This is a genomic window from Streptomyces sp. NPDC001502 (assembly GCF_042894785.1).
Lineage (GTDB): Bacteria > Actinomycetota > Actinomycetes > Streptomycetales > Streptomycetaceae > Streptomyces > Streptomyces kutzneri.
In genome coordinates this window covers 1-12,418 of record NZ_JBIAVW010000010.1, presented here as the reverse complement: position 1 = coordinate 12,418, position 12,418 = coordinate 1, and the positions used below count along the sequence as shown (strand labels likewise).

Here is a 12,418-nt window from a genome sequence, read left to right as displayed (position 1 = left end):
CATCAGGAACCGCCTCCCGTGCGTCGCCGGGCCAGCTGCCGGGTGAGCAGCGGGGGGCCCACGGTGAGGGTGAGCAGGATCAGCGCGCCCAGCACCATCAGGGCGGTCTGGAGCAGCCCGCCGATGCCGGTGGCGGTGGTGACGGGGATGCCGAACAGGTCGCCCGCCCCGGCCGCGAGGGGCCGGCCCGTCTCCGGGTCGACGGCTCCCGCGCCGCCGTCGGCGGCGCCCTCGGCGCCACCCGAGCCGGAGCCGGAGCCGCCGGTGGCGGCCGCCCCGCCGTCGGCCCCGCCCCCGCCCGTACCGGATCCGCCGGTGGCCGCGGCGCCGCCGGACGCGCCCGAGCCCGTACCACCGCCGCTGCCGCCGGACGCGGCGGCTCCGCCGGAGCCGCCCGAGCCGCCCGAGGCGCTGCCCGTCTGGGTGGGGGTCTTGTTGCCGCCGGTGCCGACCTCGCACTGGGTGGCGCCCTTCTTGTCGCACTCGGCGGGCTGGGGCGCGGTGGTGGCGAGGGTGTTGGTGCCGTCGGCGGAGAAGGTCGGGTTCTTGCAGTTCTTGATGTCGATGGTGGTCGCGGTGACGCCGGGGATGCGGCGGACCTGTTCCAGTCCGGCCTGCACGAGGTTGATCGGCAGCGGCGAGTAGCCGAGCCGGTCGACCGAGCGCTGGCCCTCGCAGAGGAAGTAGTAGGCGAAGGCGCCGAGCGCCTTGCCCTTCTGCGGGTTGAAGTTCGCTTCCTGCGCGTTCGGGATGATCATGTAGCTGTAGCTGGAGAGCGGGTAGTTGCGGCGGTCGCTGCTCTCGTCGTAGACCTGGGACAGGTCCTGGGTGAGGTCGGCCCCGATCCTGGCCTTGGTGAGCGAGACGGCGACGTTCTGGGCCGTGGGTTCGGTGTAGTAGCCCGACCCGTTGAGGATCTTGGCGACCGGGAAGCCGGTGGTGGCGACCGCGTAGGAGTACTCGACGTAGGTGATGGTGCCGACGTTGCCGTCCTGGGCGACGTAGCCGGAGACGCCGTTGGAACCGGACTGGCCGACGAAGCCCCGGCCTGCGACGACGGGGAAGTTGGAGGTCTGCCCGCAGGGGGTGGAGCGGCCGGCCTTGGCGCAGTAGGCGTCCCACAGACCGCCGTGGCGCTGGGCCAGCCAGTTGGTCAGCTGGGCCGTGGTGCCCGAGCCGTCGGAGCGGACGACGGGGACGATCCGGCGGGCGGGCAGCGAGGCGGCGAGGGCCGGGTTGTCGGCCTTGATGGCGGCGTCGTTCCAGGTGGTGATGGCACCGGTGAAGATCTTGGCGACGACCTCGCCGGAGAGGCGGAGGTTGGTGACGCGGCGGTTGCCGATCTTGAGGTTGTACATGAAGGCCGTGCCGCCCGCGACGATGGGCATGTAGCCGAACTTCCGTGAGGGCGCCGGGTCCACGACGCCGGAGTCCTTGATGCCGTAGGGGATCTCGGAGACGGCGAAGTCGACCGTTCCGTTGCGGAACTGGTTGCGGCCGTCGGACGATCCCGTGCCGCTGTAGTTGACCGTCATGCCGTACTGCTTGACGTTGGCGCGCCACTGGTCGAGAGCGTTCTGGCTCCAGGTGGAACCGGCGCCGGACACCGGTACGTAGCTCTCGGCGGCGGCGGGCGCGGCACCGGGCAGGGCGACGGCGACCGCGGCGAGGAGCAGGGCGAGCGCGCGGACGAGGACGCCCGAGGGGGCACGTCCGTGGTGGGCCGGGGGTCGTCCGGGCATCGGGAACTCTCCTGATCGGTGACGGATCGTACGAAGCGTGGTGCGGCGGGATGCGCGGAGCGCGGGCACGGCTACGCCCGGGGCGGAGGCTCGGTCCGCCGCTCGGCCGGCTGCGCGAGCGGAGCGGAACCTCCCGGAGCCGGCCCTCCCGCCCCGCCGAGGTCCACCCCCTCCGGCTCCCCGGGCCCGTGCGGTTGCCCCGGCCCGTGCGGCTCACCCGGCTTCCCCGGCCCGTGCGGTTCCCCCGGCCCCACCGGCTCCTCGGTCAGGTCCTGCTCGCGCTGCTCGGCCCTGGCCGCCATGCGCTCCGCGTCGCGCGCCGAGGCGAGGACCCGGCGGTGCTGCTGGCCGCGGCTGAGCTGTCCCGGAGCCCGGCCGCCGATGACGCGGGCGATCACGAACAGCAGCAGCACCAGGGCCATCAGCAGGGCGGCGCAGCCGAACCCGCGGGCGATCATGGTCTTGTCCGGGTAGCCGACGAGGCTGAAGGTCGCGAGCGGCAGCGACATCTGCGGCCCCTCGACGGGGTTGGCGTTCAGCCCGGCCGCGATGCCCGAGGTGAGCAGCACCGGGGAGGTTTCGCCGATGCCGCGGGCGGTGCCCAGGATCACGGCGGTGGTCAGCCCGGAGCGGGCGGTCGGCAGCACCACCGTCCACACGGTGCGCCACTGGCCGGCGCCGAGGGCGTAGGAGGCCTCCTTGAGCGAGCCCGGCACCAGCCGGATCACCACGTCGGAGGCCCGGATGATGATCGGCAGCATCATCACGGACAGGGCGAGGGCGGCGGCGAGGCCGGACTTGTCGTGGCCGAGGAGCAGGATCCAGGTGGCGTAGACGAACAGGCCGGCCACGATCGAGGGCAGCGCGGTCATGGCCTCGACGATGGTGCGGACGAACCGTGCGTAGCGGCCGGGGACTTCGTTGAGGAAGACGGCGCAGGCCAGCCCCAGCGGGACGGTGATCGCGAGGGCGATGCCGATCTGCTCCAGGGTGCCGACGATGGCGTGCAGGGCCCCGCCCTGGGTGAGCGGGTCCAGCGGGCCGGTGCCGGACATGTCCTCGGTGAAGAAGTTGAGGTGGGCCAGTGCCTCCCGGCCGCGCACGATGGCGTAGCCGACGACGAGCAGGAGGGCCGCCAGCAGCAGGGCGGCGACGCTGTGGACGAAGGCCTGGGCGAGGCGGGCGCGGACGGCCGAGCCGTTCTCGTCGAGGGAGACGAGGACCGCGTACAGCGCCATGAAGGCGAGGTAGAGGACGACGGTGAAGCCGAGCGGCGCGTCGAAGGGCAGCACCCGCCCGAAGAGGAGGGAGGTCAGACCGAGTGCGGCGGCCGCGGCCCCGAGCAGGGCGAGGACGTCGCGGGCGTGCAGGGAGGAGGTGTTGCGGCGCTGTTCGGCGGGCGCGCCGGGGCCGTCGGGGACGACCTCGGGGCAGACGGTGCGGGACACGTCGGCGGTGGCCGCGGCGGTCGGGTGCGTGGTGACGGTCATGCCTCGGCCCCCGCTCCGGACCGGCTGCGGGCGACCACGGAGGACGCGATGAAGTTGACGACGAGGGTCATGAGGAAGAGGGCGAGGCCGGCGGCCATCAGCGCGGACATCCCGAACTCGCTGGCGGACCCGTAGCGCAGGGCGATGAGGGCGGACACGGAGTTGGCGCCGTTCTGGACGACGTGCGGCTGGAGGACGAAGACCGGGGAGATGATCAGGTAGACGGCGATGGTCTCCCCCAGCGCGCGGCCGAGGCCGAGCATGGTGCCGCCGATGATCCCGCCCCTGCCGAAGGGCAGGACGACGGAGCGGATGACACCCCACTGGGTGGCGCCGAGGGCGAAGGCGCCCTCGCGTTCGCCCGGCGGGGCCTGGGCGAAGGCCTCGCGCATCACCGAGCAGGCGATCGGCGTGACCATCAGCGCGACGACCATCCCGGCGATGAAGGTGGAGGAGGTGTAGAAGGTGTTCGGGCTGAGCGGGTCGCGGGGGCTGTCCCCGTCGACGGCGAAGAGCGGGAACCATCCGAAGTAGGTGGTGAGCCAGCGGGAGAGGCCCACGACGCTCGGCTGGAACAGGAACAGCCCCCACAGGCCGTAGACCACGCTGGGCACCGCGGCCATCAGGTCGACCAGGCTGATCAGGGTCCGTTTGAGGCGGCGCGGCGCGTACTCGGTGATGTAGAGGGCGGTGCCCGCGGCGAGCGGCACGGCGAAGACGATCGCCACGGCTCCGATGAGGACGGTGCCGGTGAGGACGGTCGCGATGCCGAAGCGGTGGGAGTCGGGCTCCCACGCGGAGGTGGTGAGGAAGGCCGGGCCGGCGTCGCTCAGGGCTTCCAGGGCGCGGCCGCCGAGGAAGACGCCGACCAGGGTCATGATCAGGAGGACCGTGGCGCCGGCGCCACGGGCGGAGCCGCGGAAGATGCGGTCGGCCGGGTCGCCGCCCTTGACGAGGGGGCGGGGCGCGTCGCCCCGGTCGGCGGGCTCGGGCGCGGTGACGACGGTCGTGGTCGCGGTGGTCACAGCAGGCCTCCTCCGCGGACGGCCAGCCCCGGCGCGTCACCGGCGCCGGGCAGGCGCAGGCCGCGCAGCCGCCGGGTGTAGGTGACGCCTGAGGCGACCTGCGCCTCGGTGACGGCGGACAGGAAGAGCTGGAGGCTGTGACGGCATTCGCGCTGGCGGCGGAAGGTGCGGACGGCCACGGCCACGCAGTGCTCGTCGAGGTTGAGCTGCCAGGTCCAGGCACCGGGGCCACCCCCGGCAGGGGCCCCGGCGGTAGCCCCGGCGGTGGCCCCGGCAGCGGCCGGTGACCCGCCGCCGGTCCCGCCGCCGGTGCCGGTCCCGCCGCCTGTGCCGCCGCCGGTCCCGGGGGCCATCACCACGAGCGCGCTGACCCGGGCGGCCTCCGCGCGCAGCCGCTCCACGGCGGAGCAGCAGGCCGTGAGGCTGCTGTGCACGTGCGGACTGCGGCCGAGCTCGTGGTTGTTGGCGCCGACCAGACGCCAGGTCACCGCTGCGGGACAGCCTCCGGCACCCCCCTGGTCCGCGGCGCGCCCGGGCCCCTGACGTCGTGCGACGTCCACCCACGACACGAACAGAAAACGTGGCCGAGACACCGGTCCGCCCCCTTCCCCACAAGCCGTGCGTGGCCTGAAATCGGCCACCCACCCATGGCCGCGGGCATGACAATCCACGGGGCGTAGGGCAGTTCGGCACACGGATGGGTGAAGCAGAAACGGAGAACGTGTGAACGAGAGGAGGGGACGTGTGTGGACCCTGTGATCCCTAGGAAATTCCGAGAAGCCGCACCGCTTGGTAGTAGGTCCACGCGGTGCCGTCGCAGGAGCTCCTGCGGGAGCCCGAGTACTGCGCGCAGACCCGCTTCAGGTCCGCGTGGAACGCCAGGTCGAGCCGGGTCTTGGCGGCCGGAAACAGCCCTGCGGCGCGGTGGTTGCGGTACCCGAAGTCGTGGCGCGCGCAGGCGTCCGCGAAGGGGAAGCCGAAGGGGTTGTCGGGGGACGAGGTGCAGTGGTCCGTCGACCAGTCGAAGCCGTACGCCGCCCAGGCCGCCCGGTGCTCGCCGGCCTCGGCCCATTCGTGGTAGCTGGCGGCGCTGGTCTGCGTCCAGCGGCTCAGCACCTGCGGCTTGTCGGCCGGGACCTGCGGCGTCGCCCAGGCCGCCGGGGCGAGGGCGAGCACCGCGGTGGCGGTGGCGGCGGCGAGAGCGGGGACGAGGCGGCGACGGCGCATGGGGTTCCTCGGTGCCTGGGCGGACGGGTCACCTCCGGCCAACTCCCCCGGGCACCGGGCGGTTACTGCGCCTCGCCGGAACCGGACCCGACACCCTCCCAGGTATGAGTCCGTATGGGACCTGCGGCGCACTTCAGGTTCGTCCTGAGGAGGGACGCGCGGCGGGGGCCCGCCCGCCGAGACTGGAAGGCATGAACCGCCGCCCGCTCGTCGTCGCCGCAGCCACCGTGGGAGTCCTCGCCACCGCCGCCTTCGCGCTGCCCAATCTGCCGCCCAACCCCGTGACCGACACGATCGACAGCAAGGTGTACAAGGAGAAGGGCAAGCGCTTCGCGAGCGCCGCCGATGCCCCCACGCGGGAGAAGGCGCCCTTCGCCCTGCCGTCCTGGATACCCAAGGACGCCACCGACGTCCGCATACGGGTGCGCACCAGCGGCGAGGCCCGGCTGATCCGGTTCACCCTCGGCGCGACCCCGCTGGACGGCCCGCAGTGCGGCGCGGGCACGCCGAAGCCGGTGGGCGCCGCGCCGGATCTGCACGCCAAATGGTGGCCCGGCAGCCTGCGGGACGGTGTGCGGTCCGAGTGCCGGGGTGCCCACCAGTACCAGGTCGTGGTGCGCGGCAAGCGGGTCTACGCCTGGACGGACGGCACCCCGTCCCCGGGCTCCGTGGGCCCCCGGGACGGCGCCGCCTCCGCGCCCCGGACCCAGGGCTGACCACTCCGCCTGCCCGGCCGGGCAGGCAGGCGCGGCAGGCAGGCGGGCGGGCGGGCGGGGTAGGCAGGCGGGCGGGCAGGGCAGGGCAGGGCCGCTCAGTCGCGGGCCAGTGCCTCCGCGGTGGCCCGGGCGAAGCCGTCCGGGTTGTCGAGCATGATGTTGTGCCCGCAGTCGGGGACGGACACCACGGCCACGCCCGAGGCCTGGAGGGCTTCGGCGCCCGGGAGCGGGCCGTCCGCCTCGGGCAGCAGGTAGGTGCGCGGGATCTTCGACTCCAGCAGCAGCTCACGCATGGTGGGCGTGGTGCCGGCGGCCAGGTGGACGGCCGTGCGGTACAGGGCGGTTCGGCCGGCCAGCCGCATCGTGGACCACCAGTGCGCGCCGACCCTGTCCCGTACCTCGGCCCAGCCCCCGGCCAGGAACTCCTCCTCGGTATAGGAGGCGATCCCGCTGCTGCCCGGCATGACGGGACCGGGCTGCTGCGGATCCAGATTGGCGTCGACGAGCACCAGCCGGGACACCAGGTGGGGGTGCTGGTCCGCGAGCACGATGGCCACGGCCCCGCCCATACTGTGGGCGATCAGCTCGGCGCCCTCCACACCGGCCTCGGTGAGGGCGGCCGCCAGCGCGTCGGCATGCGCTTCGAGGGTGTAGCCGAACCCCTCGGGCCGGTCGCTGTGCCCGTGGCCCAGCAGATCGACGAGCAGCGAACGCCGCCCCGCCAGCAGCGGATGGGTGGCGCTCGCCGCGAAGTAGGCGGGCGAGGTGGACCCGAGCCCGTGCACGTACACCCGGGCCGGCTCCTCCCCCGCCAGCTCGACCCAGCGGATCCGGTCGCCCTCGGGCGTGACCACGGCGTTCCTCACGATGCTCCCCCTCAAGTGGTTCGGCAGCACTCTTCGACAGCCGGAACAGGCTAAGTGCCGGCCGGGCGCAGGGGTGCGCCGCGGCCGCCACGCCGTATCGGACATCGGCTGACCATCCGTCATGCGCGCACTATCGTGGCCGCCATGGACATCCGCCGGGCCCTCACCCCCGCCGAGCTCACGGCCGCCGAGTCCCTCTTCGACGGGCCTGCCCGCACGGAGTGGTCCGAGCGCTTCCTCGCCGCCCCGGGACACCTGATGCTCATCGCCTACGTCGACGGCGTGCCCGCCGGGATGGTCTCCGGCATCGAGATGAGCCACCCCGACAAGGGCACCGAGATGTGTCTGTACGAGCTCTCCGTGGACGAGGGGTACCGCCGTCGCGGCATCGGCCGCGATCTGACGCTGGCCCTCGCCGAGGAGGCCAAGGCCCGCGGCTGCTACGGCATGTGGGTGGGGGTCGACACCGACAACGAGGCCGCTCTGGCCACCTACGACGCCGCCGGCGCCCGCGACGAGGGTGTCTTCTCGATGCGCGGCTGGCCCCTCGCCCCGTAGCCGGGACGCCCCGACCCGGCCCGACCCGCCCCGACCCGGCCCGGCGCCCGCCCGGCGCTCCGCGCGCCGCCTCCCCGGCAACCTCCGGCTCCTGCCCGGCGCTTAGGGTGTTCGCTGGTCGGCCCTTCGGTCGACGAGGGGATCGGGGGGAGGCCCATGAACAGCGCGACCGAGGTGTTCGAGCCGCTGCGGGCGGACGATCCGTCCACCGTGGCCGGATACCGCATCGCGGCCCGGCTCGGCGCGGGCGGCATGGGCCGCGTCTACCTGTCGCACACCCAGGGCGGGCGGCCGGTGGCGATCAAGGTCGTACGCCCGGAACTGGCCGAGGATCCCGCGTTCCGACGGCGGTTCCGCCGTGAGGTGGAGGCCGCCCGGCGGGTCCGGGGCGCGTACACCGCCGAACTGGTCGACGCCGACGCCGACGGGACACCGCCCTGGCTGGCCACCCTCTACGTACCCGGGCCCTCGCTGTCGCAGGCCGTGGCCCGGCGCGGACCGCTGCCCCTGCCCGCCGTGCTGTGGCTGACGGCGGGCGTGGCCGAGGCCCTGCAGGCCATCCACGACGCGGGCATCGTGCACCGGGACTTGAAGCCGTCGAACGTGCTCCTGGCCGCCGACGGGCCCCGTGTCATCGACTTCGGCATCTCGCTGGCGTCCGACACCACCGCCCATACCGCCACGGGCGCCACCATCGGCACGCCCCAGTACATGTCCCCCGAGCAGGCGTCGGCGGGTGAGGTCACCGCAGCCGCCGACGTCTTCGCGCTGGGCCAGACGGCGGCGTTCGCCGCGCTGGGCGAGCCGCTGTACGGCACCGGCCCCTCCGCGACCGTGCTGTACCGGATCGTGCACTCCGAGCCCGACCTGTCCCGGCTGCCGCAGGAGCTGCGCCCGCTGATCGCCCGGTGCCTGGCCACCGATCCGCGGGAGCGTGCCACCCCCGCGGAGATCGTGGCGTGGTGCCGGACGCAACTGGGCGAGGACGCCGACGCGGATGGCGGCCCGGCGCTCTGGCGCGAGGTGACCGGACCGGAGCCGACGGTCCCGGAGCCCCTGCCCGAGCCCGTACCCGGCTCGGCACCGGTACCGGCACCCGCGGCGCCGCGCGCCCCGGCCGCCCTCTCCCCGGACACGATGCGCCAGGTGTGGCAGCCTCCGCAGCCGGCTCCGGAAGGACCGGAGCAAAGGCGGAGGCGCCGGCGGCGCAACGCGCTGCTCACCGTCGCGTCGGTGGCGACGGCCGCGATGTTGCTGGGCACGCTCTGGGTGGTGATCGACCAGGCGGTGGACGGAATGCGCGACCGGGCGAAGTCCCCGACGGCCGGGGGAACACCGGCGGGCGGGTCCCGTTCGGCGAGCGGCGACCCGACCCCGGGGGCCGTGAAACCCAGCCCGAGCCCGAGCGGCCCGCCAAGACCCATTCCCTACCCCTTCTTGGTCATGGGGAAGGCGGACTCGGTCAGCATCAAGGAGCCGGTCCAGCGCAAGGACCGCACGGGGGACCTCCGCCTCAACTGCGAAGGGGACGACTGCATACTGGAAAGTGACACCAGTGTGATCGTCCTGCTGCAAGGCAAAGCGCCTGGCTCGCTCGAAGCCTGCCGGACCGCGCTCGAACACGCCGACGAAAAGAGCGAGAGCCTGATCCTGGCACCGGTCGGCAGCGAGTTCTGCGTCAAACACCCGTCGGGTGACATCGCACTGCTCGTACTGACGATCAAGCAAACTTGGAAGATGGCCGGGGTGAACAGCTTTCTGTCGGTCGACATGACGGTCTGGCGCGCGGCCTGACGGAGGGGTCGGCCGCGCGGGCCCGGGTCGGGCCCGGGCCGGGCCCGGATCCGCCCGCGCGGCGGCGTGTCGTGCGCCCACCCGGCGCACCCTCCGCGCGCCCGCGCCGCCACTCGCGGAGCATCGGCCGCATGACCGCATTCGCCGCGCTCCTCCCCGCCGCCGCCCTGCTCGCCGCCACCGTCACCGGATCCCCTCCGGATCCCGGCCCCGATGCCGCCTCCCCCTACGTCGTCGTCCTCAAGGACACCACCTCCCGCGCCCCGACCCGTGCCCTGGCCGCCGCGGCCGTGGACGCCGGGGACGAGGTCGGACCCGTCTACGACGCCGCCCTGAACGGCTTCGCCGTACGCACCACCGCCGCCCGGGCCGCCGTCCTGGCCGCCGACCCCCGGGTGGCCTCGGTGGAGCCGGACGCGGAGTTCCACACCACCGACACCCCCGACACCCCCGGAGCCACCGGCACCCCCGAGCCGCAGATGGCGCCGCAGGCTCCCGCGCCCTGGTCCCTCGACCGCATCGACCAGCGCGAACTCCCGCTCGACGGTTCGTACACGTACCCCGGCAGGGCCGAGGGCGTCACCGTCTACGTCGTCGACACCGGCATCAACACCGGCCACCTGGAATTCGGCGGCCGCGCCCGCTTCGGCTACAACGCGGTCTTCCTCGGCAGCTCCCGCGACTGCAGCGGCCACGGCACGCACGTCGCGGCGACCGTGGGCGGGGAGACGTACGGGGTGGCCAAGGGGGTCTCGCTCGTCGGGGTGAAGGTGGCCGACTGCGATGGTTCCGCGTCTCTCTCGGCGATCCTGAAGGGTCTCGACTGGGTGGTGAAGGACGCCGCCAGGGCTCCCGCCACCCCGGCCGTGGCCAACATGAGCATGGGCGGCACCCGCAGCCACGCCCTCGACACGGCCGTGGTCCGGGCCGTGTCCGCCGGGATCACCTTCACCGCGGCCGCCGGGAACGACGGCAAGAACGCCTGCGGCGGATCCCCGGCCTCCGTCCCCCAGGCCATCACGGTCGCCGCGACCGACGCAGAGGACCGGCGGGCGCCGTTCTCCAACCACGGCCCCTGCGTGGACCTCTCGGCTCCGGGCGTGGGCATCACCTCGGCCTGGAAGGACTCCACCACCGCCACGGCCCGCGCCTCCGGCACCTCGATGGCCGCCCCGCACGTGGCCGGGGTCGCCGCTCTCATCCTGGCGCGCGGTACGGCGCGGACCCCGGCGCAGGTGACCGAGGAACTGCTGCACAGCGCCGTGTCCGACCGGATCACCGGGCTCCCGGCCGGCACCCCGAACCTGCTGCTCCACACCCCCACCGGGCGCTAGCCCCACCCCTTCCCAGGCACCCCGACCGGTCGGTATCCGATGGGCCATCAGACTCTCCCTGATGGCCCATCAATTTCTGTGTGCTTCGGGCGAAAGCAAGTCATTGACTTCTCATCACGGCGACGCGTCAATGTCGGCCACCGCACCGGCTCGGCCTCCCCCACACAGCGGGTGGGGGGAGGGGTTCGTCATGACGAAGGAGTCGCGACCCAGTGAGTACGAGAACGTATCGACGAAGAGTGCTGGCCGGGGCGGGAGCCCTGTCTCTGGCCCTGACGGGCGGCGTGGTGGCCCTGACGGGATCCGCGCAGGCCGCGACCAAGACCACGGCCGTCTTCGAGAACTGCGACGCCCCGGCGCCGCAGCCGGACGGCTCGGGCAACCAGAACTGGACGGTCACCCTGCCCGACGGCGCCAAGGCCGGCGACGTCGTCCCGATCACGATCGACCCGGGCGCGAGCCCGCTGATCCCCGGGTTCTCCGTCACCACGGTGAACACCTCCAAGATCACCCTCAAGGTCGGGACCACCACCCAGGTGGTCACCAGCCCGCCGGAGACCGTCTCCGTCATCGCCGGACAGCCGCTCGATCCCAAGGCGTTCTCCGGAACCATCAAGATCCCGGACGGCACCGAGGGCACGACCGTCCAGGTCGCCCTCGACCTGGCGGTCACCGACGCGGACCTCTCCGGTTCGGTCTTCACCACCACCTGCACCCCGGCTCCGCGCCCGAGCGCCTCGCTCGGCTCGGTCGCGGTCGAGGCCCTGCCCAAGGACCCGATCACCACGAAGCTGACGCCCAACAGCGGCCCGGCGGGCACCGCCGTCGCCGTGACCGGCGCCAACTTCCCGGCCGGCGCCGTCACCTGCTCCGCCCTGCTCGCGGGCGCGGTGACCGGTGACACCGGTGCGGGCACGGCCGACGCGTCCGGCGCGGCCACCTGCAACATCACGGTCACCAAGAAGGCCGACGCGATCAGGATCGACGGTTCGATCACCCCGTACAAGGCCTTCGTGTTCCTGGAGGAGCAGGCCGGTGTGAAGAACCCGGTCGACGTCGAGGTCCTGCCCGGCCCGCTGGCCCTCGGCCCGAAGGACGGCCAGCCGGCCGTCAGCTTCGGCGCGGTCACCATCAACGGCAAGGCCCAGTCGGTGGTCGGCGTCTTCAACGCCGCGACCGTCCAGGACTTCCGCGGCGGTTCGCTCGGCTGGGACGTGACGGCGACGCGTACGCCGTTCCTGAACCAGACCACCGGGCACTCGATGGCGAAGGCGCAGATCGGCATCCAGCCGTCCTGCACCGTGACCAACCCGGACAGCCCGAGCACCTGCACCGCGGGCACGCCCGGCGCGATCTCCGACGTCCCGATGAAGGTGGCCTCCCAGGCCGCCGGCGGGGACGAGCTGACCGGCGGTGAGTTCGCCGTCGGCGGCGCCGGAATGATCCAGCTCCCGCCCTTCATGTTCGCGGACACCTACCAGACGGTCGTGACCTTCTCGATCGCCTGACCCGTACGGCCGCTCGGCCCAGGGTGGTGGGGGGGGGGGGGGGGGGCGCCCCCCCCCCCCCCCGCCCCCCCCCCCCCCCCCCCCCCCCCCCCCCCCCCCCGCGCCCCCCCCACCCCCCCCCCCCCCCCCCCCGCCCCCCCCCCCCCCCGCCCCCCCCC

11 protein-coding genes are annotated in these 12,418 nt (G+C 73.7%); 5 read left to right on the top strand and 6 right to left on the bottom strand.

The features are described 5' to 3' along the window. Positions 1-2: 2 nt before the first annotated feature. The 5 genes from ACFY0D_RS19060 to ACFY0D_RS19040 all read right to left on the bottom strand — a co-directional run bounded on the left by ACFY0D_RS19060 (position 3) and on the right by ACFY0D_RS19040 (position 5,484). Positions 3-1,742: a phosphate ABC transporter substrate-binding protein PstS gene (locus ACFY0D_RS19060; RefSeq protein ID WP_390799361.1), complete on the bottom strand. Its 1,740-nt coding sequence runs from the start codon at positions 1,740-1,742 to the stop codon at positions 3-5. A gap of 71 nt (positions 1,743-1,813) precedes the next feature. Continuing rightward, a complete protein-coding gene (gene pstA, locus ACFY0D_RS19055; RefSeq protein WP_390799360.1) occupies positions 1,814-3,232 on the bottom strand; it encodes a phosphate ABC transporter permease PstA in 1,419 nt (472 codons plus the stop codon). Then, a complete protein-coding gene (pstC, locus tag ACFY0D_RS19050; protein ID WP_390799359.1) occupies positions 3,229-4,257 on the bottom strand; it encodes a phosphate ABC transporter permease subunit PstC in 1,029 nt (342 codons plus the stop codon). Before pstC ends, pstA begins: the two co-directional genes overlap by 4 nt. Beyond that, entirely contained in the window at positions 4,254-4,745 is a 492-nt protein-coding gene (locus ACFY0D_RS19045) for a hypothetical protein (RefSeq protein WP_390799358.1), read from the bottom strand. Before ACFY0D_RS19045 ends, pstC begins: the two co-directional genes overlap by 4 nt. A 274-nt stretch (positions 4,746-5,019) precedes the next feature. Continuing rightward, a complete protein-coding gene (locus ACFY0D_RS19040; RefSeq protein ID WP_390799357.1) occupies positions 5,020-5,484 on the bottom strand; it encodes a phospholipase in 465 nt (154 codons plus the stop codon). Positions 5,485-5,675: 191 nt separating this feature from the next. On the opposite strand from ACFY0D_RS19040, the gene ACFY0D_RS19035 reads away from it, so the two are divergent. Next, entirely contained in the window at positions 5,676-6,200 is a 525-nt protein-coding gene (locus ACFY0D_RS19035; protein ID WP_390799356.1) for a hypothetical protein, read from the top strand. Positions 6,201-6,295: 95 nt separating this feature from the next. Here the strand turns inward: ACFY0D_RS19035 and ACFY0D_RS19030 are convergent, their stop codons facing one another. After that, positions 6,296-7,066 carry an alpha/beta fold hydrolase gene (locus ACFY0D_RS19030; RefSeq protein ID WP_390799355.1) on the bottom strand — a complete coding sequence of 257 codons (771 nt, stop codon included), beginning with the start codon at positions 7,064-7,066 and terminating at the stop codon, positions 6,296-6,298. A 114-nt stretch (positions 7,067-7,180) separates the two neighbouring features. On the opposite strand from ACFY0D_RS19030, the gene ACFY0D_RS19025 reads away from it, so the two are divergent. From ACFY0D_RS19025 to ACFY0D_RS19010, 4 genes are all read left to right on the top strand, one after another. Further along, complete coding sequence (locus tag ACFY0D_RS19025) at positions 7,181-7,624, top strand: GNAT family N-acetyltransferase (protein WP_390799573.1); 444 nt, start codon at positions 7,181-7,183, stop codon at positions 7,622-7,624. Between the two features lie 156 nt (positions 7,625-7,780). Beyond that, positions 7,781-9,418 carry a serine/threonine-protein kinase gene (locus ACFY0D_RS19020; protein WP_390799354.1) on the top strand — a complete coding sequence of 546 codons (1,638 nt, stop codon included), beginning with the start codon at positions 7,781-7,783 and terminating at the stop codon, positions 9,416-9,418. Positions 9,419-9,549: 131 nt separating this feature from the next. Next, a complete protein-coding gene (locus ACFY0D_RS19015) occupies positions 9,550-10,752 on the top strand; it encodes a S8 family peptidase (RefSeq protein ID WP_390799353.1) in 1,203 nt (400 codons plus the stop codon). Positions 10,753-10,964: 212 nt separating this feature from the next. Beyond that, entirely contained in the window at positions 10,965-12,260 is a 1,296-nt protein-coding gene (locus ACFY0D_RS19010; RefSeq protein WP_301371030.1) for a hypothetical protein, read from the top strand. The last annotated feature ends 158 nt before the right edge of the window (positions 12,261-12,418 follow it).

What these genes read in the sequence shown, in the direction of transcription:
- ACFY0D_RS19040 (WP_390799357.1), bottom strand. Translation starts at nt 5,484, where the DNA reads ATGCGCCGTCGCCGCCTCGTCCCCGCTCTCGCCGCCGCCACCGCCACC.
- ACFY0D_RS19020 (WP_390799354.1), top strand. Translation starts at nt 7,781, where the DNA reads ATGAACAGCGCGACCGAGGTGTTCGAGCCGCTGCGGGCGGACGATCCG.
- pstA (WP_390799360.1), bottom strand. Translation starts at nt 3,232, where the DNA reads ATGACCGTCACCACGCACCCGACCGCCGCGGCCACCGCCGACGTGTCC.
- ACFY0D_RS19035 (WP_390799356.1), top strand. Translation starts at nt 5,676, where the DNA reads ATGAACCGCCGCCCGCTCGTCGTCGCCGCAGCCACCGTGGGAGTCCTC.
- ACFY0D_RS19060 (WP_390799361.1), bottom strand. Translation starts at nt 1,742, where the DNA reads ATGCCCGGACGACCCCCGGCCCACCACGGACGTGCCCCCTCGGGCGTC.
- ACFY0D_RS19015 (WP_390799353.1), top strand. Translation starts at nt 9,550, where the DNA reads ATGACCGCATTCGCCGCGCTCCTCCCCGCCGCCGCCCTGCTCGCCGCC.